Raw genomic sequence first — 22,604 nt, 5'->3', positions numbered from 1 at the left:
TAATTCAAAATTGAATTAGCCAAATTTTTATGATCCGCACATTAAGCAGTCATCGCCTTCACCTTCTTTAGACTGAGCAATGATTGCTCTTAGTTCTTCCGGTGAAAGTGCTCCTTCTTCTTCAGATTGCTTGGAAATTACGGGCTGAGGTTGAGCCTGTAGTTTTTCTGCAGCTTTTTGAGGAGCTTCTGATGGTACTGCTATGGGTTCTTTTTTCTTTTCTTTTTCCAGAGTAAATTTTATCGCATCTACCGCAGATTTAGTTCGAAGATAGTACATTCCGGTTTTCAGCCCGCTCTTCCATGCATAAAAGTGCATGGAGGTGAGCTTGCTGTAATTCGCATTTTCCATGAACAGGTTAAGCGATTGCGACTGATCTATAAAATATCCTCTGTGTCTGGACATATCTATGATATCTTTCATACTCATCTCCCAGACAGTTTTATAAAGTTCTTTTAAATCGTCTGGAATAATATCGATATCCTGAACCGATCCATTATTTCTCATGATGGCGTTCTTGACTTCATCTGTCCAAAGATTTCTGGAAACAAGATCTTCCAGTAAATGTTTGTTCACCACGATAAACTCCCCTGAAAGTACTCTTCTTGTATAAATGTTTGAAGTATAAGGTTCAAAGGCTTCGTTGTTTCCTAAGATCTGGGAAGTTGAAGCTGTTGGCATTGGAGCAAGTAGAAGTGAGTTTCTAACTCCATTTTTCATTACCTGCTTACGCAGTTTTGCCCAATCCCATCTTCCGCTTAGGTCCTCATCTTTGATACCCCAAAGGTTATACTGAAACTCTCCTTCGCTTATCGGTGAACCTTTGAATGTGGAATATGGTCCTTCTTCTTTAGCCAGTTCCATAGAAGCGGTCACGGCCGCAAAATAAAGTGTTTCAAAGATCTCCTGATTCAGTTTTTTAGCTTCATCAGATGTAAATGGCATTCTTAGTTTTATAAAAGTATCAGCAAGTCCCTGAACTCCCAGTCCAACGGGGCGGTGGCGCATATTTGAATTTTCAGCTTCCTTAACCGGGTAGTAATTTCTATCGATTACTGTATTAAGGTTTCTGGTCACTCTTTTTGTGATCTTGAAAAGCTCCTTATGGTCAAATTCGTTTCCTTTAACGAACATTGGTAAAGCGATGGAGGCAAGGTTGCAAACGGCAACTTCATCTTCGCTGGTATATTCAAGGATTTCAGTACAAAGGTTGGAAGAGCGAATGGTTCCAAGATTTTTCTGATTGGATTTTCTGTTCGCAGAATCTTTGTAAAGCATGTACGGAGTACCTGTCTCAATTTGAGATTCCATAATCTTTTCCCAGAGTTCACGAGCCTTAATAGTCTTTCTTCCTTTTCCTTCCTCTTCATACTGGTGATAAAGTTTTTCGAATTCTTCACCGTATGTATCAAAAAGACCCGGACATTCGTGCGGACACATCAAAGTCCATTTTTCATTCTTTTCTACACGTTTCATAAAAAGATCTGGCATCCACATGGCATAGAAAAGATCTCTGGCGCGCATTTCCTCTTTTCCGTGGTTCTTTTTCAGGTCCAGGAAATCCATGATGTCTGCATGCCATGGCTCAATATACATAGCAAAAGAACCTTTACGTTTTCCTCCGCCCTGGTCTACATATCTGGCGGTATCATTAAATACGCGCAGCATTGGTACGATTCCGTTTGAAGTCCCATTGGTTCCTGAAATATATGAACCAGTAGCACGTACATTGTGAATAGATAAGCCGATACCTCCGGCAGATTGAGAGATCTTGGCGGTTTGTTTTAAGGTATCGTAAATCCCGTCTATACTATCGTCTTTCATGGTTAAAAGAAAGCAGGAAGACATTTGCGGTTTAGGAGTACCAGAATTAAAAAGCGTTGGGGTAGCGTGGGTGAAATATTTTTTAGACATCAGCTCATAAGTTTCAATCGCTGCGTCAAGATCATTAATATGTATTCCTATGGAAACACGCATAAGCATATGTTGTGGGCGTTCTGCGATTTCCCCATTCAGTTTAAGGAGATAGGATCTTTCCAGGGTTTTGAATCCGAAGTAATCATAACCAAAATCACGGTTATAGATAATGGTAGAATCCAGTTTCTCCTTATTATCCATGACTACCTGGTAAACTTCATCTGAAAGTAGCGGAGCCTTTTCGTCTGTTCTCGGATTTACATATTCATATAAATCTGTCATTACTTCTGAAAATGTCTTTTTGGTATTCTTATGCAGATTGGAAACTGAGATCCTTGCCGCAAGTTTCGCGTAATCCGGGTGAGACGTGGTCATGGTGGCAGCGATCTCTGCCGCCAGATTATCCAGTTCGCTGGTAGATACATTGTCATAGAGACCTTCAATCACCCTCATGGCAACTTTTACTGGATCTACAAGTTCATTAAGGCCATAGCAAAGTTTTTTGACTCTTGCTGTAATTTTGTCGAACATGACTGGCTCTTTCCTGCCGTCTCTTTTTACTACGTACATACGCTACAGTTTTAGTTAGTGACGCCTTTGCCTTGAAATTAGGAACTAGCATCCCTGGCCGGTGGTTAACTCCGGATTAATAAATTAAAATTTCGGGTGAAAAAAATTTAAAGTTCAACTAGCGCCACGTTGGGGGACGCAGCGCAGTTGCTCTTTAGAAATCAGCATCAAAACTGATTTCATCTGATTCTTTGTCTTTATTCATAACGCCTGCCTTCTGGTATTCGCTTACGCGTTTTTCGAAGAAGTTGGTTTTACCTTGCAGGTTGATCATGTCCATAAAGTCAAACGGATTCGAAACATTATATTCTTTCTCACATTCCAGCTCAACTAAAAGCCTGTCTGTAACAAACTCAAGATATTGAGTCATTAGCTTGGCATTCATACCAATCAAACTTACCGGAAGTGATTCTGTTACGAACTCACGTTCTATATTAAGAGCATCAATAATGATCTCTCTGATTTTTTCTTTTGGCACCTTATTAACCAGGTGATGGTTGTGTAGATGTACGGCGAAATCACAGTGCATTCCTTCATCTCTTGAGATCAACTCGTTAGAGAATGTTAAACCTGGCATTAAACCACGTTTTTTCAACCAGAAAATAGAACAGAAAGCACCAGAGAAGAAAATACCTTCTACAGCCGCGAATGCGATGAGTCTTTCAGCGAAAGAATCAGATTCAATCCACTTTAAAGCCCAGTCTGCTTTTTTCTTGATTGCCGGGAACACTTCAATCGCCTTGAATAGCTGATCTTTTTCCTTATCGTTCTTAACATAAGTGTCTATAAGAAGCGAATAGGTTTCAGAATGTATGTTTTCCATCATGATCTGGAAACCATAGAAAAACTTTGCCTCAGAATACTGAACTTCGTTCACGAAATTTTCAGCGAGGTTTTCGTTTACAATTCCGTCAGAAGCCGCGAAAAAAGCAAGAATATGTTTTAAGAAATAACGCTCGTCAGAATTTAGCTTATTGTTCCAATCTGTTAGATCCTGATGAAGATCAATTTCTTCTGCAGTCCAAAAACATGCCTCCATTTTTTTATACCAGTCCCAAATGTCATGATGTTTAATTGGAAAGATCACAAAGCGATCTTTATTTTCCTGTAAAATGGGTTCTGTTTGGGCCATAATTCTTAGGTTTTTTTCGGTCTCAGCTAGTTTTTATTGAAAAGTGTTTAACAAATATTTAAAAATGAGACGTATAATGAAAGAATTTAGCCTAAACGTTTTCAACAAAGTTTTCAACACTTAAGATTGTCGATTCTTCATAGTTTCTTGTTAAAACAAGTGTTTAAATTATTGAATAACAGAAGATTATAATTTGTTAATAATTTTATGACCAAAAAAGGACTAACCAAAAATGTTAGCGAAAAAATAGTCTGAAATTAAGCTGTAAAGTGGCTTAGATAAAGAGATTTCTAAAACGAAAACCGGTTAAAAATTAACCGGTTTTCTAGAAAACAGAACTAATTTTTTGGTTGGCCACCTATATTGCTGGAATAGATATGCGCTTTAATTCTGTAATATTCCAATTTTGAACTACTGAAAAATGAATTTCAAAAAAGCTCAAATTTTAATTCTAATTTTTCCGGGGGAAAAGAAGTGATCAGAAAAGATCCCTTCAATTTTTAAAAATCTGAAGAGCATAAATATACTAAATTCTCAACTTAATAAGAATTTAATCCTTTGAAAATTAAGAGATTGACTTATTTTTTCGGCTGAAGGTTTTTAGCTACCTCTTCCAGCTCATTATACCAATCTTCCCCAAATTTTCTAACCAGGGCATCCTTGGTAAATTTATAAATAGGCACCTGTAATTCTGCTCCAAGGCTGCAGGCGTCATCACAAATTTCCCAGCGATGATAATTCACTGCTGAAAAAGATGAATATTCCTGAACTCTAACCGGATACAGATGGCAGGAAACTGGTTTCTTCCAATCAATATCTCCCTGATTGTAAGCTTCTTCAATTCCGCATAAAGCAGTGCCTTTTTCGTCAAAAGTAACGTAAGCGCAATCTGCTTCGTCTATTAACGGAGTTTCAATCTCACCATTTTCCCTGGTGATGTAAACTCCCTGTTTTTCGATAGCTTCAATTCCTTCATTTCTAAGATAAGGTTTTACTTTCGGGTAGATTTCTTCCATGATCGCCCTTTCTTCAGGTTCAACCGGAGCACCGGCTTCGCCATCTATACAGCAGGCACCTTTGCAAGATGAAAGATTACACACAAAATCATTTTTAATGATCTCTTCAGAAACTAAAGTTTTACCTAATTGAAACATGCCACAAAGATAATTTTCTATGTCTTAGAAGGAAGAATTTTGCAGATAAAATTCATACAAATTTAACATGGTTCCTGAATTGCCAATCAGATAAGATAAAGTACTTTTGCACGCAATTTTGAAAAAGAGAAGCTTATGTTTAAAGTGTTAGATTTCAGGCAAATATTTACTGCAGGGATGATTCTTTTTGCTGTAATTGATATTATCGGGAACATTCCGATTATTATCGATCTGCGTAAAAAAGTTGGACATATTCAGAGTGAAAAAGCATCTATTGTTGCAGGAGTAATTATGGTGGTATTTCTTTTCCTTGGTAAGGAGATTCTGAACCTTATTGGTATTGATGTAAATTCATTCGCAGTTGCAGGTTCATTTATCCTGTTTTTCCTTGCATTAGAAATGATTCTTGGAATTAGTCTTTATAAAGATGATGCTCCCGAGACCGCTTCAGTGGTTCCATTGGCATTTCCATTGATTGCTGGTGCTGGTACCATGACCTCCCTGGTATCGTTACAGGCAGAATATGAAACTGTAAATATCATTGTTGCTATCATTATCAATATTATATTTGTATACCTGGTTTTAAAATCTTCCGGGAAGATCGAGAGGATTCTTGGAAGCCAGGGTATTAATGTAATCAGGAAAGTTTTTGGAGTGATTCTTCTGGCAATCGCCGTGAAGCTTTTCGCTGCCAACATCCAGAATTTATTTTCATGAAGTATCTTATTTATACCATCATATTTTTAGCTGTTGCATTTATTGGAATTAGTATTCGCTCTATAAACCTTGACAATTTAATGGAAGGAGATAGCGGGAATGCAATGATTGTAATTGCAGCAAGTCTGTGTGTGATCGTTCTTATGGCCATTCTTCTTGTGTCCAGAACGATCTCAAAAAAACATGATTAAATCATGGATTTTGATGTTTTAATTATTGGCGGCGGAGCAGCAGGATTGTCCTGTGCTTTGGTAATTGGTTCTGGTTTAGACAAAGCTTTTGCTAAAAACAGGAAAGCAGGAATTATCCTGCACCAGAGATCCTCTCATTTACAGTCTGCTTTGTTGAATAATGTCTTCGGAATCACTCCGGGCACAAAAGGTATGGACGTTTTGAAAGCAGGTGCAGATCAGCTAACTGAACTGTATCCTAAAATGCAGCAAATCACCAAGGAGAAAGTAAAAGAGGTTGCTGAAATTAATGGAGGTTTTCGGGTAGTCACTAATAAAAATGAATATACCGCTGAAAAGGTTGTAATCGCTGTTGGTTATACCAGCCCGTTCAGGATCAGCGGACTCGAAGAATACCTAATTCCGCATCAAAAGGCTAAATTATCTAAGGACCGGGTTCAGCTAAAAAATCAAGATCATCTTGTTAAGCCTGGATTATATGTAGCAGGAACTCTTGCCGGCTGGCGAAGTCAGTATGCTATTGCAAGCGGTAGTGGTGCTGCGGTTGCCACAGATATCTTAACCGATTGGAATGATGGTGAGCACACCAAAGTGCATGATAAGCTAGCTTAAAAAATAAAAAATAAAACTTAATGGAAGGGTAACGATGGCAAGTATTAAAAAGCTTTGCTGAAGGTTCCTGTATAAGAGCGCGCGTTTCAGTTGCTTTATAAAAGTAGCGTCATCGCTGGAGTTAATCTGACTTTTAAGTATCCTCCTGGAAACATTGGAAGTATTTACCAGAATATCATTTTTCAGGAATAGATAGGTGCTATTATCCAGTAATCTAAAAGACACTGCGATAATAAATAAAAACAAAGGTGTTAAAGGCCAAATAGCCGATAGATATTGTAAAAAATTTTCCATCGAAACTCCAAAGTATTATTTTTCTTTGGACAACTCAATTACTTTCTCTATTAATCGATCATCTTCATTTAAATACCGTTCAAATGCATTGGTTCCGAAAAGTTGTTGAGCAATTTCAGCTTTTAAATATTTCTTTAGGAGTGGTTTGCGTTCTTCGCTGGTCTTCTCAATTCCAATATTGATCATTCTTACATATCGGTCAAAATCGTTCACCATTTCATCGGTAATTTCGATCTCATCCCTGAAATCATTTTTTGAGATTGAATTGTAATATTCACGATTTTTTTCCAGGATATCGAATACAAATCTACTCATGTAACCACCACGCAAAAGCAGTGTAAGTTTCTCCTTTTCAGAATCGGTGTCTTTTGGTACAAAGATATCCGGTATGATTCCTCCTCCTCCGTAAACAACTTTCCCACCTGGAGTTTCGTATCTCAAAGAATCATTCACTACAATGCTGTCCTGGCTATTTAACTCACCATTTTTATAACGACGCATATAGTCGTTAAAGTAAGAGTCATTCCCGTTTTCGTAGGGTTTTTGAATAGATCTTCCTGTAGGTGTATAATATCTGGCAATTGTAAGTCTCACGGCACTTCCATCTCCAAGTTCCATTTCTCTTTGTACAAGTCCTTTTCCATAAGAACGTCTTCCTACAATCGTACCAACATCATTATCCTGAAGGGCTCCGGCTACGACTTCGCTGGCAGAAGCTGAATTTTCATTGATTAACACGAAAACTTTTCCGTTCTCAAATTCACCTTCTCTTTGAGCAAAAGTTTTTTCAATCGCTCCGCTTTTGTTCTTGGTGAAAAGAATCAATTTGTCATCTTTGATAAATTCATCTGCGATATTGATGGCTTCGGAAAGATAACCCCCAGGATTTCCACGAAGATCCAAAGCGATCTGTTTAGCGCCATTCTTTTTAAGTTCCTTGATAGACTGGCTGAATTCTTTATAGGTAGTTTCAGAAAACCTGTCAATTTTCAAATAACCAAGATCTTCGGTGAGCATGTAAGAAGCGCTCACACTTTTCAACGGTACTTTTCCTCTTTTTAGTTTAAAGGTAAGCAGGTCTTCAATTCCCTTTCTTAGAATTTTCAGAGTAACTTTAGTGTTCGCTTTTCCTTTCAATTGGGTAGTGATGCTATCATCACTAATCTGCCTATCGAATAATTTCTCGCCATTCGCATACAAAATCCTGTCACCACCACGAATGCCTATCTTTTCACTCGGACCTCCTTCCAGGGCTTTAATCACAACGATCGTGTCCTGAACTTTATAAAAGCTAACGCCAATCCCAACGAAATCACCTTTCATATTTTCCGTAACCCTTGCGTATTCATCTTTAGGAATATAAACCGAATGAGGATCCAGGTTTTCAAGGATCTTGTTAACCGTAACGTCTACAATACTGTCTGTATTTACATCATCTACATATTCGTAATCGATGTAATCTATAAGCCTGTTTAGTTTTTGCTTTTTCGGGTTGGCAGAAAAAAGTTCATCTGAAGGATCAAAATCCAGCCTGGCCCCGAGAATTAATCCCACGGCACAGGCAATGCTTAATAATAGCGGAGTGTATATTTTATTCCTTCCCTTCAATCTTCTAATTCTGATATTTGTTCCAGCTCAACCCCGGCCTTTCTTAAAAATTCCAGCCCGGAATTGTCCTTATAATCAATTTGATAAACCAGTCTGCTAATACCAGATTGGTGTATCAATTTACTGCATTCCTTACACGGTGACATGGTAATATACAGTGTAGCATCTTTACATGACTGCGTAGAACCGGCAACTTTTAAAATTGCATTTGCTTCTGCATGTAAAACATACCATTTGGTATATCCTTCATCGTCTTCACAAAAATTCTCAAAACCTGTTGGAGTTCCATTGTATCCGTCAGAAATGATCATTCTATCCTTTACAATTAACGCACCAACTTGCTTTCTATTACAATGAGATAATTTACTCCATTCCCGGGCAATTCTCAAATATGCTTTATCGAATTTTAGCTGTTTTTTCTTATTCATGGCAACTATAAAGGTCTAGTTCGCAGAAATTAATAATAGGCTGCAAATTAAAAGATTATTGTGAAAAAATAAGTTTAATAGGGTCTTAATCTACAGTGCCAGATAACTTTCAACCAGAATTGGAAGTATAATCCCGATCACGATAGATGAGGTAACGATGATCCAGTCTCTTTTGGAAACATTCAACAGGTTTTGCAAGATGAAACCAATGATCAGAACAGCTAATACCACTATCACCTGCGCCAGTTCAATTCCCAGGGCAAATTCAACTAAAGGCCAGAATTTACTTTGAGATCCCGAAGCGATCATCTTAAAATAGGAAGAGAATCCAAGGCCATGAATTATTCCGAAGAAAGCAGTGGTAAAATATAGTAAGCTGAAATTAGTATTTTTTACTTTTCTTCCTGCCGTGGCAATATCAAAAATAGCGGTTGCCAGAATGGTTACTGGGATTAGAAACTCTACATAATTACTATCTACACGAACAATTTCATAAACTGATAGAAATAATGCCAATGTATGACCGAGGGTAAATAAGGTTACCAGCCATAAAACCTGTTTCCAGGTGCTAAATCCGTATGAAGCTACGAGTACAATTATAAATAGAACGTGATCATATGCCTGCCAGTCCAGAACGTGATCAAGTCCGAGCTCAAAGTACAGCCAAAATTGCGACATAGTAGAGATTTATTAGCAAAGTCCCGAAAGTACAACTTATTCATATAAATGCAAAGATGAAAGGCGCTAGAGGACTAAATGAAAAATACCTCAATTGTGGTATTTCAATTGATAAGGTTGCTTTCTATCTTAGCAAGGTTAAATTATAGCTTAGTTCACATTTTCAATGTATACGGAAAATTGAGTAGGGTCGAAATTCCGAGATTGTTTTGTTGGGGTAAACAGCATATCTGCATTGAAATACCAAAACTAATCATTGATATTTGACCTGAAAGCCTTCAGATCTTCTGGAGGCTTTTTTTATTATTAAGGAGCGGAATAGGGACTGAAAAATTAAAGTTGACAGAATTGTTATATTTACTTGTTCAAACCATAAAACCCTATGCAAGAGGAGCTCAAGAAGATATCAGATTATTGGAAAGATGCATATTCGAATCATGTAAAGGAATATCGGCCATTTGAGATCACTAAGGATTTTAAAAGGTTTGCTTCCATGTTTGCCATTGGTAATTCATATCTCTACATCGTAAATCTTTTCAATTTTCAGATAGAATATATTTCAGATTCAGTTGAGCTATTCATTGATAAGGACAAAGAAAATATCCAGTTGCAGGATCTCCTAAAAACAGTGCTTCCTGAAGAGATCGAGAATATCAATCTAAAAAGCAGGGTGATCAATGACTTTTATACCTCCTTTCTGGAACGGGAAAAGGTGCTGGATTATAAAAATATGTTTTCATATAGAATGAAAGATGCACAAGGGCATATTAGAACAATGCTTTATCAGGCGATGCCTTTGAGCGTTCTGGAAAGCGGAACCCCGGAGCATGTCTTCTGTATCCAGACAGATGTTACCCATTTAAAAGTTACAAGTAATATGGCAGTTTCTTTCCTAAACCTGGACGGCGGAAAGTCATATTATAATGTGGATGTTTCAAAAGGTAAATTTCATCCTGAACTTTGTGAAAATGGAAAAAATGATCTTGCTGAACTATTTTCGGAACGTGAAATGCAAATCGTGATGAGTCTGTCTAGAGGAAAAAATGCTGAACAGATCGCAGACGAATTAAATCTCTCTCATCACACTATTAAAACCCATCGCAGGAATATTTTGCAGAAGAGTGGTTGTGCAAATACTACGGAGCTTGTCGCTAAATGTCTCTCCAACGGACTTATTTCGCCAAATCTCAATTAAACAGTCTGTTTAGAATGCCAATTGAGATCCTTCAAGAAATAATTAAGTTTCCATTTTTCTAAGACAAATTTTTTATATTTTTGCCGTCCACAAGCTCGAGTGGCGGAATTGGTAGACGCGCTGGATTCAAAATCCAGTTCTTTCGGGAGTGCGGGTTCGATTCCCGCCTCGAGTACTAAAGGCCTAAGCCGACTTTCACGAGTCGGCTTTTTTTATTTTGGTACAACATGGGTACAACAAATTGAAGTTTTTGTTAACTACAATAAATTTGCTATAGTTTAATAGCAAAAGACCACTATGTTCCATTTTTCTACCCCTATTTGAATAAAATTTGGTTTGTAACCTACTCAGCCCATTTCCCTTCATTTTGCAGAAAATGCTCTATTCTGGGAAAAGAGCCTCATTTAAAAAGGTCTTGCACCCAATTCCAAAGTTTCCGATTCCCACTCCACTTGCCCGTCCGTTCCCGAGAAAAGACGGGAAGCGGCCAAACTCCACTCCCATCTACACCTTTCAAGTTAAGTCCTCTTTAAATCCCACTTAAAAGAGGATAATCCGTTTTCATAACCCGGTCAACACATTCCCCGGCAATTCGCGAAAAGCTTCATTACATGCAAAGAGCTTCACTAGGAAGGCTTGGACACAATGCCCAATTTCAGCTTTCCATTCCGTTAACCCTTCCCGCCATGCTGGGAAGGAACATTACATTCCCGAGCCGAAATCGTGAATTAAGTCCGCTAAATAGAAATTCCATTTATTCATTTGATGCTACTTCCTATGTTTTAATACTTCACAAACGCCTTTAGAATTACTCCCGCACCCTCACTGTCACTCCCTTTTTTTAATAGCAAAATACCAACATTCGGAAGTTGAACGTACTGCATAAGCCAGTCGTACCTCCTTTTTATAAGTCCTTATCAATTCCAAATATTTAAAATGTATCAGCAACAAAAAAAGGGAACAGCGAGGGCGCTATAGGAAGTAAATCTAAAATGAATCTTATGAAATCTTATAAAAACATACAAATGGAAGCAGCACCAAAGAAAACAAAAAAGGAAAACGCTCCAGATATAATAAGTAAATCATTTGAAAAAAATAACAAAGCAAACTATCTGAAAGGTTCAGATAGCATAATTAGTAATCTTCAATTCTTTTAATCATGAGTACCTTAAAAAATCACGTACAGTTAATTGGAAATGTTGGACAGGATCCACAAATCACGAACCTTGAAAGCGGCAAGAAAGTAGCCCGTTTTTCACTCGCCACCAATGAGTTTTATAAAAATGATAAAGGCGAGAAAGTACAGAATACGGAATGGCACACTATTGTGGCCTGGGGAAAGACTGCCGAAATCATCGAAAAATATGCCGGAAAAGGTAAAGAGATCGGAATATCTGGAAAACTCAAATCCCGAAGCTATGATGATAAAGACGGAGTAAAACGGTATGTAACCGAAGTGGAAGCCAGTGAAATTCTTTTGCTAGGTGTGAAAAATGGCGATAGCCAGTAATTATAAAAATAAGAGGGCGGGTACTTGTTCACGGTAACGCCCTCTTTTAATTATCAACCCTTTAAAGATATCAATAATGAAAACTAAAGTTAATGAAATATCGATCAAATATCAGGGGAATTTTAAAATCTCTCAGGCTCCTAAAATCACCTCTTCTTTAAATGCTGCTGAATTATTATTTAATGAGTGGAATAAAGATCAAATTGGTTTACAGGAATGTTTTAATATTATGCTTCTTAATAATGCCAATAAGGTTAAAGGAATCTATGAAGTTTCTATCGGAGGAATTACCGGTACCTTAGTAGATTTAAGAATTCTTTTTGCGGTAGTATTAAAAAGTCTGACAACCTCTGTAATTCTAGCACATAATCATCCCAGCGGAACTTTAAGACCGAGTGAAGCAGATAAAAGACTTACGGAGAAAATTAAAAATGCTGCTGTGCTATTTGATATCAAAGTACTTGATCATTTAATTATTACCCCAGATGGTAATTACTTCTCTTTCGCAGATGAAGGACTGTTATAATAAAGCTTTCTTATAAATTTTAAAAGATCTGATTTTTCAGGTCTTTTTTATGGAACCTATTTATCACTTTACTTCTAAAAAATTGTATCTTTAAAAAGCTGAACTTCAGCAGATATAATTTTATATAGCTATCCTAATTTTGACTTTCGCTGATAGCTGTATCCATCGATATTTTACAATTTGGAATTATTCAAATTCCAAAAATAGCAATTTGTGTGTAAGCAAATTGTATGAAATTTTTGTCCGCTGGGCGGACGAAAATGGAATAGCAAGAGGGTAACACGCTACGCGATGTTACGTGTTCCATTTTCGATTTAATTAATTGACTATCAGATGATTAAAAATAATCAAGATTTTAAAATTTCTACAATTTGCGTCAAATAGCTTGAAATAGCCAGTAAATAGGGATGGATTTACGTCAAATCTCTAAAAAAGCGAAAGAAAATGGATTCATTCATTACAATTAGGTTTAAACGGAAAACTGCCAAACGTTTTCAAGAATTTTCAAAAACACACTTCAAGACACATACTGAAGCAATGGAGAATATTCTCGATTTTTTCTTCTACAATGAGATTTCCCCAAAGGAAAAATTAGGTTCGACAGGACGAACCATCGAAAGCAAACTTTCAAAAAGAATCAATGCCGTTATTGCCATAATTAGAGACATGGAAAAGACGCAAACAAAACCAACGGTAGCTATGATTCAATCATTGTTTACAAATGAAGAACCGAACCAAAAACCACTGATTTTGGAAAAGAAATATGACGAAGTAAAAAAGCAAGTCAAGTTTAGAGAAAAGGGGAATCAAAATAATAAACTCTAATTTTTTGAATTATGTACATCACAATTACTCCTCAAAAATTAGGCTCAAATTACTCAAAAAGTTCAGCAGATTTTGTTGGCTATTTAGAGAAAGAAAATGATGGTTTAGCACAACGAGATATGGAACATTTTTTCAACCAATATGAGGATGAAATTTCCGCTGAAGAAGTAGTCAAAGAAATCGATGGCAACACTGCAAAATTAAAAAATAAAGAGCCCAAATTTTACTCGATTACGGTCAGTCCATCTAAGTATGAATTAAACAAATTACAAAACAGTAAAGAGTATTTGCAGACCTACACACGAGAACTGATGAAAGACTATGTAGCTTCTTTTAATCGGGAAATAAACGGACGCCCCATAACCATCAATGACATAAAATATTTTGCGAAAATTGAACATCAAAGAACCTTTAAAGGAACAGATTTTCAGATTAAAGAGAATCAACCTTACGCTTCAAAAATTTTTCAGCTAAAAACTGAAATCCGAAATGTTCAAGAAGGAAGATCTGATGGGAATATTGAAAGTATGAAAACGGAAGTAGCAAAATTGGAACGCCAAGCACCGCATCAGCAAAACGGAAAACGGATTGTCCAGGGAATGCGAAAAGATGGATACCAAAGTCATATCCATATCATCGTAAGCAGAAAGGATGCTTCGAATTCGGTTAGTCTTTCTCCAGGAAGCAAACACAAAGCTTCGGTAGTGGAAATGCACGGTAAAAAGGTAAAGCGCGGTTTTGATAGAGATACCTTTTTCACGAAAGCGGAAAAAACGTTTGACAAGACTTTTGACTATAAACGCAACTTTGCAGAATCCTATAAAGCCCGAAAGGATTTTGTAAAGAATCCTAATCTATACTTCGCCGCCTTGATGAAGTTGCCAGCCAATGAAAAAGCATTGGCTTTCAAAATGATCACAAAAACGGGATTGCCCATAGTGCCAAGAATTCCAGTTAGTCAAGCACAAATTGCACTTCGGGTTTTCAAGCATTTAAGACGTGGGGTAGAAGTGGCCATTAAATCAAGTTCCATCGGAATCTAATTGATATGGAGTTAGACAATCTTATATCGGTACTTTCAATTATTGGTTTATCCAGTATGGTTTTCTATGCGATGTTTCGGGTTAGCAAGTATGCGTTTCTTTTGAATATCGCAATACTTTTATTTTTCATTTTCTTTATTTCTGAAGGGAATGAATTAGTATCAATATTGCTGTATCTAGCGTGTCCTCTAATGCTAATTAATATAGGGTTCTATGTCTTTCTACACAAAACTGAAAACGTACAGAATAGCGATAGAAAATATCAAGTCAATTTTGCAACGTCCAAAGGAAATTTCAAATTGGATAATATCAAAAGGGGCGCGTCCATAATAGGTTCTGCCGGAAGTGGAAAGACAGAAAGCGTGGTATACGGATTTTTAAAACATTTCCGGAATGAGGGCTTTTGCGGAATCATTCACGATTACAAGGATTTTGAACTGACCGAAATGGCGTACCCACTTTTTAAGGATAACGATATCCCGTTCAAGGTCATTTCTTTTGATAAAATTATCCACCGGGTAAATCCCATTGCGCCACGTTATTTAGAGAACGAGGAAAGCGTCAATGAGGTGTCAAGGGTATTGATTGAAAACCTTTTGGAGCAAAGAGAAAGTGGAACAACAGGAACAACCAAATTTTTTAATGATGCAGCTGAAGGTTTGATTGGTGGTTTGATTTGGAAGCTGAAAACCGACTATCCCACCTACTGTACGCTACCACATTTGATAGCGATTTATCAATTATTGGACACGGATAGCCTTATTCAGTTTTTGGAGACCAACACCACATCGAGGGCAATGGCAGATGCATTTATTAGTGGTAAGGATTCTGATAGGCAGACCGCTGGTGTAAAAAGCACCTTGGCCAATGCGCTGAAACGAATTAGTACACAGCGCATATTTATGGCATTATCCGCAGACGAAGTGCCACTAAATATTAATAGCGAGGATAATCCAGCAATCATTTCAGTAGTAAACAATCCAAAATATGAAACATCCTATTCGCCTGTTGTTGCAACCATTATTCACACTATTACCAAGCAAATGAGCGTACGCGGTCAGAGACCGTCTTTTTTATTGATGGAAGAAGCACCTACCATCCGATTACTGAATATGCACCGCATTCCGGCAACGCTCAGAAGTTATGATATTGCAACTGTTTATGTAATGCAGGACAAAATTCAGAATGATATGATGTATGGCGATAAGGCAAGCAAAGCGATTTTGAGCAACCTATCCTACCAGTTCTTCGGAAAGGTCAATGACCCGGATACGGCTAAATATTACGAGCGTTTTTTTGAAATCATTAAAGACCCGACGAAAAGTATCAGTCGTGGCCATAATCTCGATTTTGATACTCGTATTACGACTGGCGAAAAAGAAATCCCAAAGATTAGAGCGGACGTTTTTTTTAGATTGAAACAAGGCGAGTTCATTACCTATGCCGATGGTAAAGATAAGAAAGTTCGGTTTAAATTAGCGCGAATTCAACGGCAGCTTCCTGAAGAATCCATGCAATTTTCTCAGGTGGATTTAGCGGTTAATTTTGCGCGGGTTTATGATGAAGTCAGAACTATTTTCAAATAGAGAATATAGGATTATCTTTATGCAGATATAAACTAATTTTTTAAATAATTTATGACTGGTTCGGCACCACAAGCAGGATTCTATTATCAAAATAATATTGCAGCTCTTAAAATAATTGAAAGCCTGTTTTTTGATACCGATATACAATATATTCAACTTGAAAATTATGACAGAGGAAATCATATAGATGATGTTATTATCAATAGAAAATGTAAAACAGAGTTCATACAAGTTAAATGGTCTGAAGATGAGAGTAATAATTATACGCTGTATAACCTTATAAGTAATGCTGATGGTAAAAAATCAATTTTTCGTCAGCTTGCGGATGGCTATAAAAGCGTTATAGATTCAGAAAAACAGTTTCAAATTATCCTTTATTCAACAAAAGGTATAAGTAATGCAGCACGACCTAGTAAGGACATTACAATTGGGCTAAACGATTTCATAAAAAAAGTTGTTTTACCGATACAGACTTCAGGAAAACAATATGACGCCATCAAAACGGCAACGGAGTTTTTACCAGTAGTGGAAGTTATTCGAAAAGAAACTGGGTTACGAAAAAAGGAATTTACAGATTTTCTTAGCCGATTAGATTTTCAGCTAAAGCAAGATTCAATTCATATTATAAAAGATGCCATTGGCTCAAAATTTAGCCTTTTGGGAATTGAAAAAAACTTAGTTGATAAGCTATTGACTTCAGTAGTAGAATGGAGTATTTCTGCGGAAAAAATTACTAAAGAAAAAGTTTTAAAGCAACTTGGTTTATCCGATAGGTTTGAAGATAAACTTTCACATTACTTTAGGGTAGTTGATGATGATTACTACGTAGCTAACGATAGATTGTTGAAAGCAATACAGAAATCGGTTGATGCGCTAGATGGTGGCTATATCCTTGTAGAAGGTCTGCCAGGAATTGGAAAATCCACAGCATTAACAAAATTTCAGGAACTAAATGACGATATAGCATTTACCTATTATTGTTTTATACCAGACTCTAAAAATAATTTTGGGGAATTAAGGCACAAGACTAATTACTTTCTAAAATCTATGTGTGTCGGTATTGAGAATCGATTTCCAGATGTAAATTTACCTTCTCGCTATTCTAATGATTATGAAAGTAAATTTGTTGAATATATTGGTAAGCTTTCAACGCTCGGTAGAAAAATAATTTTTATAGTTGACGGCCTGGACCACGTACATAGGGATTTGGCTTTTTCTGAAAATTCATTACTGAATAATATTAAGGGCAATCTTCCCGAAAACATTTTTATAATAGTTAGTACCCAGTATAAGTCGGTGCTTGCTACAGATGTCCTTCAGCAAATCAACTTAGATTCTAAAAGACACATTATTGCTAAAGGGTTTACCCAACGAAATATTAAGGAATATCTTACCAATAAAGGTATTGACCATTCAGAAATACTTGAGTTGGTAGAAAAGGTATCCTCTGGCATTCCAGTATACCTTCATTATATATCTGAATTGCTTTTAAAAACTGACAGGCACAAGTATGCAAAACTACTTAGCAATCTGCCAGAGTTGAAGGATGGGGAAATTGACACGTACCATGAGTATTTATATGGAAGTATCGAGTTTAGTGAATATAATCGATGGGTATTGTCTTTCTTAGCATTTAGGAGAGAGCATACCAGTATTGAGCTAATCAATTTTATTCTTTTAAAGCTTGGTGTAGATTCGGATATAATAAAAGTGAAGCAGGTAATTAATGCCTACTCACATTTACTCAAGCAAAATGATTCAGGTAATTTTAGTGTGTTTCACAACAGCTTCAGGGAATTTATTCTTCGGAAAACGGAAGATATTACAGTTAAGTTCGGTCCAGCATTGATAGACTACTATGAGCAAAATCCTAATACTGATGAAGCTTTTAGAAACTACTTTTCGCATTTGTTTGATGCTGGAAACTATAAAAAGATATTAGAAGTAGTCAACGTAGCTTGGATTAAAAATGCTTGGGCTAATTTACGTCCAATCGAAGAAATAAGAAACAACATTGAAATTGCTCACAACGCCGCAATTGAAGAGCTAAATCTATCTGAATTTATAAGAATATCATTTTTAAAAGCTCGAATTTTAAATATAGAATGGAATTTTGAAAGTTCCCATATTGACTTTCCAACCCTATTTTTAAAAGCTGGTCACGTCAAAAACAGTTTGAGAGCAATTTGGGATGGTGATTTCCTTTTAGGCTCTAAGGAATACTTTTACCATTATCTAAGTGAATATCATTTAAAGTTTTCTAAATTATTGCCTAAAACCATTTTATCACGTGGTCTGGGAAAGGAAACCTCTGAATCTAGCTACGATGCTTTAGTGCAAAGTCTTAAAGCTGATACATTAATTGAAGAAGACCCTGTAGCTGTATTTAATAGAATTGATAAAATAACATGGAAAACGACAGATAACCATACAAGAAATTTTAAAAAGACTGATTATTCAAAAAAACAAAACAAAAAAATAAACCGTAAGATTAAACGAAAAGTGGTTAACTACTTATTATCGCATAAACAATTTGATAAGTTGGTTTTGTTGGATAATGCCAAACTGAAAGATGATAAAGTTGTCGTCACTATTAAGTTGGCTCTAGCAAAATTCTTTGTTAAGGATGATAAAAACACCACAATTGGTATTTTAAATGAGATAGACTTTAAGCAAATTTCCAATGTGAATCTTTTAAGTCAAATAGCTTATTTTTCCTCTTTTTTAACATTCGAGGAAATCGTTAAGATTTTCCCCAAGCCAAAAATAGTACTGCCAAAAATCGAAAATAAAATTATCGAACAGCGCAGGATGAATTATAAAATAAAAAAGAACATCGTCTCTTTGTTCGACTTGCTTAAAGTAATTTGGGTTTTTGAGCCAAGCCTCATTAATATTGTAGAACTAAAAGTAACCTTACTGAGAGACCCTTCGCTTGGAATTTTTGAATCAATCTTGAATTTCTCACAATTTTGGAAAGATAATAAGACCACCGAAGTAACGGAATCCTCAAAATTAAAAGCTCTAAAAAAATCACTAGAATATCTATATATAGAACACCCAAAATTTCTTCAAAAGAGAAGTTATGGACTAATGGATGGCGATGACGACAGTCATTTCATTCGTCGTAGCTTAAACGATATTACTAACAGCGTATTTCAATTAGCTTCGGATAGTTTAAAAATTCAGAGCTTAAAGAAGTTTATATCATATTGGCTAGAATTAGAAGATGGTAATAATGGTTATAGAGAACATAAAATTGGGATTGGATTTGCTAGAATTCTGAATGAAAAACACAAAGATTCGTTAGGTGCTGAAATTTTAAAAATCATACAACATTCTGAAGAAATTGTAAGACAAGATGAAGATACCAACTCGTTATTGGAACATCTTGGTGAAATAGCTGAAATCTATGGAATTTGCGATTTTCAAGACCATTTTATGAGACTATATAATGAATTCATTATAGTCGCTTTTGGTGTGGGCTATCGCAAGGATTATCAGGCAAGCTACATCACTAATGCTTTGGAAGCTGTACACGAGACAGACCCAGAAAACACGCTTAAGAGGTTAAAGGACGCATTCTCTGTTCAAACACAATTAGCTCATGCTGGCAACGGACGAATGAATCATATCTGTAAATCAGACCTAATTAGTTTTACTGGCGAAAGATATCCAAGACTGGCATTTAAACTTTTAAACTATGAGGAAAATAATTTAGGACGAAGTGAAGCCATTTCAAGTGTATTAAAGCCACTTATTGAAAAGGCTAAAAGTGCTGAATTACGACTCTTATTTACCGTAATAAAAACATTGCCAAAATGGGATGTTGGTGGCACATCAAAAGGTGAGTTTTTAGAATTGACCACTCAGTTATTGAAGCATACTTTAGAGATTGACGAGAAGGACTTTATACCCAATATTTTAAATGAAATAAAGTTCAATATATTGGTAGAACTTGAAGAACCCAAAAAATTTGAAGAATTTTATAAGTTATTAAAAACTTACAATTTAGACCCAAATGACTATGGTTTACCTGATATTGATTTTAAAGAAGATGAAAGCCAAAAGAAAAAACAATATAGAGGTAAATTTCTTGCGCCATTTTCCAAACCTACAAAAGAGCAGTTTTTAGACCTGTTTAACAACGACTTTGAAAAATTCAATGATACATTGGAATCACTTCAAAGAATACTAATTGAAAATGGAAGACGAACAGGTATTAGAAATGAATACTATCCTTTAAAAGAAAGTTTTCAGGATTTTTTTGATACGCTTTCTAAGAGGGAACAAAAAAAGATAAAGCCTTATCAAATTCTTCGATGGTTTCTGAAATTTAAGAATGAGGTAGCGCTTCTACCAAACACGCATGTTGAAAAAGATGGTATTGAGCTACTATTTAAAGCGCTTTGTAATAAAATTGATGAAGCTTATCCCAAAGCAAACTTCAAAACATATGTTATAAAGGATTGTGACTTAAATAAAATTGTAGATGAAATTTATACAAATGTAAACAACAGTCCAGTTTCTGTGCTATATGCCGTCCTTACAGACGAAGATGTTTTCGAGATAGTTACTAAAGTATCTTTATTGAAACAGCAGTTTATAGAAGAATTTTTGGATAGATGGGTGAAAGATCACACCTATTCAAAGGCAATTTTAATCTTGGCCAATCGATTGGTCAATCCTCAGCCAGAAAAGGCAAAAAAAATGCTCGATGATATAGCAGAAAAAGAATATGACAGCCTTTTATTTTCAAATCACTATAACAAGGACACCCTAGGTTTTAATGTAGTTGAAACATTAATAAAAGCAGACCCAAAATTCGGAAAACGTTATTTACTTAAAAGCTTTATTTCTCAAAAAGGAAGATATTTCTACGAACTCTTAAGCAGTATTAATATGCTTATGGAGTATACACCTTATTTTGAAGGCGAAAATGCGTCTGAATCATTTTTTAAAGCTAATTTAGAGTACAATGTAGGTTTAGCTGAAGGACTACCACAAAAGACAGCAGATTATGATTTTGTGGAACAATATACCGCAGACGTTGAGTTTTCAGAAATTATAATAAATTATATCGTCTCTCTTTTTGATTATCCAGTAATCAAAATTCGTGAATTGGCTTTAAAGAGCTTATTGGACATTTTTATAGAAATTCCAGATTATCTCACACATTTTCTTAAGAACAATCTACAAAATTTAGGTTTTAATAAAGTTGAGCATTTACTTACTGAGCTAATAAGTATTGCACTCAAAGAGCCTAAATTACTTGTTGATTACAAAAAAGAAATCTGGGTTTTGTTTCGCTTAAAACACTTTAATATCAACCAGCTTTTAATTACGTTATTTACAGTTCTATCAAATCACAATAAAAAATTATTAACAAATGATGAGCAACTTTTTATTAAAAATTTAAACCAACCCAGTACCATCATTATACCACCGAAATTTAAGGTGTACGAGAATGGTGGCAGGTTTATTTATTCAGATTTTCAGGCAGAAATGTTATATAAAATTAGAAGAAATGATTTATGTAATGAAGTTGTACAAGATGAGCTATATACAGATTTAAAACAGCAAAAAGGACTTGGTAATTACGATGCCGAAAATGAAGGTATAGAACATCGAAATTATAATATCAATACAAATTTTGATGTAATTGAGATACACTCCAAGTATTATGAAGAAGTCAAGAATAGCCTAAATGAAATACTATATAAAAAAATTAAGCGGGATTGTTTTGAACCTGAATTTTTAGAAGAGCTGGCTTTGGACATGAGGCTATATGACCCTTCAATTATTTTATACGAACCTATAACACGCTCAAGCTATATTAATTGGTTGCCAAAAGCATCACCAGAAGATTTTATGCTGTTTAAGGATTTAGACAATGTAGCTGAAACATTTATGTCACGCGAGCAAAACTACGTAACGTTATTTGAATCTGGAAGCCAACGGTCTTTAGATGGTTACAGAGAATCAAAATTTACTACTTATTTTGAAGTAAGCGCTTTCTTGAAGAAGAGAGACTTAACTATCGATATTGAAAGCTTGAAGTATGAACATTTTATTCCCAGAAAAAACAGCTTTCATTTTGAAATGCCTGGTTCCACAAGAAGTATTCATTCATTTCCAGTAAAAGGTATACTACCAATTCTTGAGGTGTCCATGAACAATTTTCGAGGCGAGAAGAGTATTTCGACGGCAATGGTTGCTAACGAGTTTTTGGAAATGTTGGAACATAATAAAATAACCTTGTTCGATTTGCTTAACAACTCATCAGAACAAGAGGAATTAATAGCTGTTAAATGGCAAAATGCCTATACCTCTGGAAGAAGGCGCTATAAACCAAGTTCAGAGGGCTTTACTTTAAAAATTCATAGAGACAAGTTAAAAGGGTTTTTAGATAAAAACAATTTTGAATTATGTTTGAGCATCGAAGTTTCAAGAGCAAATACGCCTTATGTTAACGAGTCTCATATGGACTGGAAGCATTATCGTAAAGTTTCTAGGGTAAAGATATAATAGATTTTCAATAAATAAATATCATCTTTATTATGACTTTTAACTGTTACTTCCGAAACATTATCTTGCTATGCCGATTTAAAAATGTCT

At 35.7% G+C, this 22,604-nt stretch carries 19 protein-coding genes and 1 tRNA gene; 13 read left to right on the top strand and 7 right to left on the bottom strand.

Going from position 1 to position 22,604, the window contains the following annotated elements:
• Nucleotides 1-27 precede the first annotated feature (27 nt).
• The 3 genes from RE431_RS11095 to RE431_RS11085 form a co-directional block, all read right to left on the bottom strand.
• Nucleotides 28-2,487: a ribonucleoside-diphosphate reductase subunit alpha gene (locus tag RE431_RS11095; RefSeq protein ID WP_309562052.1), complete on the bottom strand. Its 2,460-nt coding sequence runs from the start codon at nt 2,485-2,487 to the stop codon at nt 28-30.
• Nucleotides 2,488-2,641: 154 nt separating this feature from the next.
• Complete coding sequence (locus RE431_RS11090) at nt 2,642-3,619, bottom strand: ribonucleotide-diphosphate reductase subunit beta (RefSeq protein ID WP_309562051.1); 978 nt, start codon at nt 3,617-3,619, stop codon at nt 2,642-2,644.
• A 578-nt stretch (nt 3,620-4,197) separates the two neighbouring features.
• Nucleotides 4,198-4,773, bottom strand: coding sequence for a DUF3109 family protein (locus tag RE431_RS11085; protein WP_309562050.1), 576 nt, complete (start codon nt 4,771-4,773; stop codon nt 4,198-4,200).
• Between the two features lie 135 nt (nt 4,774-4,908).
• Between RE431_RS11085 and RE431_RS11080 the strand changes: the two genes are divergently transcribed.
• From RE431_RS11080 to RE431_RS11070, 3 genes are read left to right on the top strand one after another with little or no spacing between them, the layout of a single operon-like run.
• On the top strand, nt 4,909-5,490 hold the full coding sequence (locus tag RE431_RS11080; RefSeq protein WP_309562049.1) for a MarC family protein: 582 nt from the start codon (nt 4,909-4,911) through the stop codon (nt 5,488-5,490).
• Nucleotides 5,487-5,681 (top strand): hypothetical protein, encoded by a 195-nt coding sequence (locus RE431_RS11075; RefSeq protein ID WP_309562048.1) that lies wholly within the window; start codon nt 5,487-5,489, stop codon nt 5,679-5,681. Before RE431_RS11080 ends, RE431_RS11075 begins: the two co-directional genes overlap by 4 nt.
• 3 nt (nt 5,682-5,684) lie before the next feature.
• A complete protein-coding gene (locus tag RE431_RS11070) occupies nt 5,685-6,293 on the top strand; it encodes an FAD-dependent oxidoreductase (protein WP_309562047.1) in 609 nt (202 codons plus the stop codon).
• Here the strand turns inward: RE431_RS11070 and RE431_RS11065 are convergent.
• The 4 genes from RE431_RS11065 to RE431_RS11050 all read right to left on the bottom strand — a co-directional run bounded on the left by RE431_RS11065 (nt 6,285) and on the right by RE431_RS11050 (nt 9,301).
• Nucleotides 6,285-6,587, bottom strand: coding sequence for a hypothetical protein (locus RE431_RS11065; protein WP_309562046.1), 303 nt, complete (start codon nt 6,585-6,587; stop codon nt 6,285-6,287). The two genes, RE431_RS11070 and RE431_RS11065, sit on opposite strands and share 9 nt — an antisense overlap.
• A gap of 15 nt (nt 6,588-6,602) precedes the next feature.
• On the bottom strand, nt 6,603-8,195 hold the full coding sequence (locus tag RE431_RS11060) for a S41 family peptidase (RefSeq protein ID WP_309562045.1): 1,593 nt from the start codon (nt 8,193-8,195) through the stop codon (nt 6,603-6,605).
• Complete coding sequence (locus tag RE431_RS11055; protein WP_309562044.1) at nt 8,192-8,623, bottom strand: deoxycytidylate deaminase; 432 nt, start codon at nt 8,621-8,623, stop codon at nt 8,192-8,194. Before RE431_RS11055 ends, RE431_RS11060 begins: the two co-directional genes overlap by 4 nt.
• 90 nt (nt 8,624-8,713) lie before the next feature.
• Nucleotides 8,714-9,301 carry a HupE/UreJ family protein gene (locus tag RE431_RS11050; RefSeq protein ID WP_309562043.1) on the bottom strand — a complete coding sequence of 196 codons (588 nt, stop codon included), beginning with the start codon at nt 9,299-9,301 and terminating at the stop codon, nt 8,714-8,716.
• Nucleotides 9,302-9,683: 382 nt separating this feature from the next.
• Between RE431_RS11050 and RE431_RS11045 the strand changes: the two genes are divergently transcribed.
• From RE431_RS11045 to RE431_RS11000, 10 genes are all read left to right on the top strand, one after another.
• Nucleotides 9,684-10,496 carry a response regulator transcription factor gene (locus RE431_RS11045; RefSeq protein WP_309562042.1) on the top strand — a complete coding sequence of 271 codons (813 nt, stop codon included), beginning with the start codon at nt 9,684-9,686 and terminating at the stop codon, nt 10,494-10,496.
• A gap of 93 nt (nt 10,497-10,589) precedes the next feature.
• Nucleotides 10,590-10,671 (top strand) — tRNA-Leu (locus RE431_RS11040).
• 436 nt (nt 10,672-11,107) lie between these two features.
• Nucleotides 11,108-11,302, top strand: coding sequence for a hypothetical protein (locus RE431_RS11035; RefSeq protein ID WP_309562041.1), 195 nt, complete (start codon nt 11,108-11,110; stop codon nt 11,300-11,302).
• A gap of 219 nt (nt 11,303-11,521) precedes the next feature.
• Nucleotides 11,522-11,653 carry a hypothetical protein gene (locus RE431_RS11030; protein WP_309562040.1) on the top strand — a complete coding sequence of 44 codons (132 nt, stop codon included), beginning with the start codon at nt 11,522-11,524 and terminating at the stop codon, nt 11,651-11,653.
• A 2-nt stretch (nt 11,654-11,655) separates the two neighbouring features.
• Nucleotides 11,656-12,006, top strand: a complete 351-nt coding sequence (locus RE431_RS11025; protein ID WP_309562039.1) for a single-stranded DNA-binding protein — start codon at nt 11,656-11,658, stop codon at nt 12,004-12,006.
• A 76-nt stretch (nt 12,007-12,082) separates the two neighbouring features.
• Complete coding sequence (locus RE431_RS11020; RefSeq protein WP_309562038.1) at nt 12,083-12,532, top strand: JAB domain-containing protein; 450 nt, start codon at nt 12,083-12,085, stop codon at nt 12,530-12,532.
• Between the two features lie 444 nt (nt 12,533-12,976).
• Nucleotides 12,977-13,357, top strand: coding sequence for a BfmA/BtgA family mobilization protein (locus RE431_RS11015; RefSeq protein WP_309562037.1), 381 nt, complete (start codon nt 12,977-12,979; stop codon nt 13,355-13,357).
• A gap of 11 nt (nt 13,358-13,368) precedes the next feature.
• Nucleotides 13,369-14,400 carry a MobB family relaxase gene (mobB, locus tag RE431_RS11010; RefSeq protein WP_309562036.1) on the top strand — a complete coding sequence of 344 codons (1,032 nt, stop codon included), beginning with the start codon at nt 13,369-13,371 and terminating at the stop codon, nt 14,398-14,400.
• Between the two features lie 5 nt (nt 14,401-14,405).
• Complete coding sequence (locus RE431_RS11005; RefSeq protein ID WP_309562035.1) at nt 14,406-15,986, top strand: type IV secretory system conjugative DNA transfer family protein; 1,581 nt, start codon at nt 14,406-14,408, stop codon at nt 15,984-15,986.
• Nucleotides 15,987-16,037: 51 nt separating this feature from the next.
• Nucleotides 16,038-22,514: an NACHT domain-containing protein gene (locus RE431_RS11000; protein WP_309562034.1), complete on the top strand. Its 6,477-nt coding sequence runs from the start codon at nt 16,038-16,040 to the stop codon at nt 22,512-22,514.
• The last annotated feature ends 90 nt before the right edge of the window (nt 22,515-22,604 follow it).

Source organism: Christiangramia sediminicola (assembly GCF_031344135.1).
GTDB lineage: Bacteria > Bacteroidota > Bacteroidia > Flavobacteriales > Flavobacteriaceae > Christiangramia > Christiangramia sediminicola.
Note: the sequence above shows the minus strand (reverse complement) of the source record. Positions and strands in the feature narration are given on the sequence as shown.

Bases quoted from the DNA above. Each gene is read 5' to 3' on its own strand.
- RE431_RS11095 (WP_309562052.1), bottom strand. From the start codon at position 2,487: ATGTACGTAGTAAAAAGAGACGGCAGGAAAGAGCCAGTCATGTTCGAC.
- RE431_RS11090 (WP_309562051.1), bottom strand. From the start codon at position 3,619: ATGGCCCAAACAGAACCCATTTTACAGGAAAATAAAGATCGCTTTGTG.
- RE431_RS11085 (WP_309562050.1), bottom strand. From the start codon at position 4,773: ATGTTTCAATTAGGTAAAACTTTAGTTTCTGAAGAGATCATTAAAAAT.
- RE431_RS11080 (WP_309562049.1), top strand. From the start codon at position 4,909: ATGTTTAAAGTGTTAGATTTCAGGCAAATATTTACTGCAGGGATGATT.
- RE431_RS11075 (WP_309562048.1), top strand. From the start codon at position 5,487: ATGAAGTATCTTATTTATACCATCATATTTTTAGCTGTTGCATTTATT.
- RE431_RS11070 (WP_309562047.1), top strand. From the start codon at position 5,685: ATGGATTTTGATGTTTTAATTATTGGCGGCGGAGCAGCAGGATTGTCC.
- RE431_RS11065 (WP_309562046.1), bottom strand. From the start codon at position 6,587: ATGGAAAATTTTTTACAATATCTATCGGCTATTTGGCCTTTAACACCT.
- RE431_RS11055 (WP_309562044.1), bottom strand. From the start codon at position 8,623: ATGAATAAGAAAAAACAGCTAAAATTCGATAAAGCATATTTGAGAATT.
- RE431_RS11050 (WP_309562043.1), bottom strand. From the start codon at position 9,301: ATGTCGCAATTTTGGCTGTACTTTGAGCTCGGACTTGATCACGTTCTG.
- RE431_RS11045 (WP_309562042.1), top strand. From the start codon at position 9,684: ATGCAAGAGGAGCTCAAGAAGATATCAGATTATTGGAAAGATGCATAT.
- RE431_RS11035 (WP_309562041.1), top strand. From the start codon at position 11,108: ATGCAAAGAGCTTCACTAGGAAGGCTTGGACACAATGCCCAATTTCAG.
- RE431_RS11030 (WP_309562040.1), top strand. From the start codon at position 11,522: ATGGAAGCAGCACCAAAGAAAACAAAAAAGGAAAACGCTCCAGATATA.
- RE431_RS11025 (WP_309562039.1), top strand. From the start codon at position 11,656: ATGAGTACCTTAAAAAATCACGTACAGTTAATTGGAAATGTTGGACAG.
- RE431_RS11020 (WP_309562038.1), top strand. From the start codon at position 12,083: ATGAAAACTAAAGTTAATGAAATATCGATCAAATATCAGGGGAATTTT.
- RE431_RS11015 (WP_309562037.1), top strand. From the start codon at position 12,977: ATGGATTCATTCATTACAATTAGGTTTAAACGGAAAACTGCCAAACGT.
- mobB (WP_309562036.1), top strand. From the start codon at position 13,369: ATGTACATCACAATTACTCCTCAAAAATTAGGCTCAAATTACTCAAAA.
- RE431_RS11005 (WP_309562035.1), top strand. From the start codon at position 14,406: ATGGAGTTAGACAATCTTATATCGGTACTTTCAATTATTGGTTTATCC.
- RE431_RS11000 (WP_309562034.1), top strand. From the start codon at position 16,038: ATGACTGGTTCGGCACCACAAGCAGGATTCTATTATCAAAATAATATT.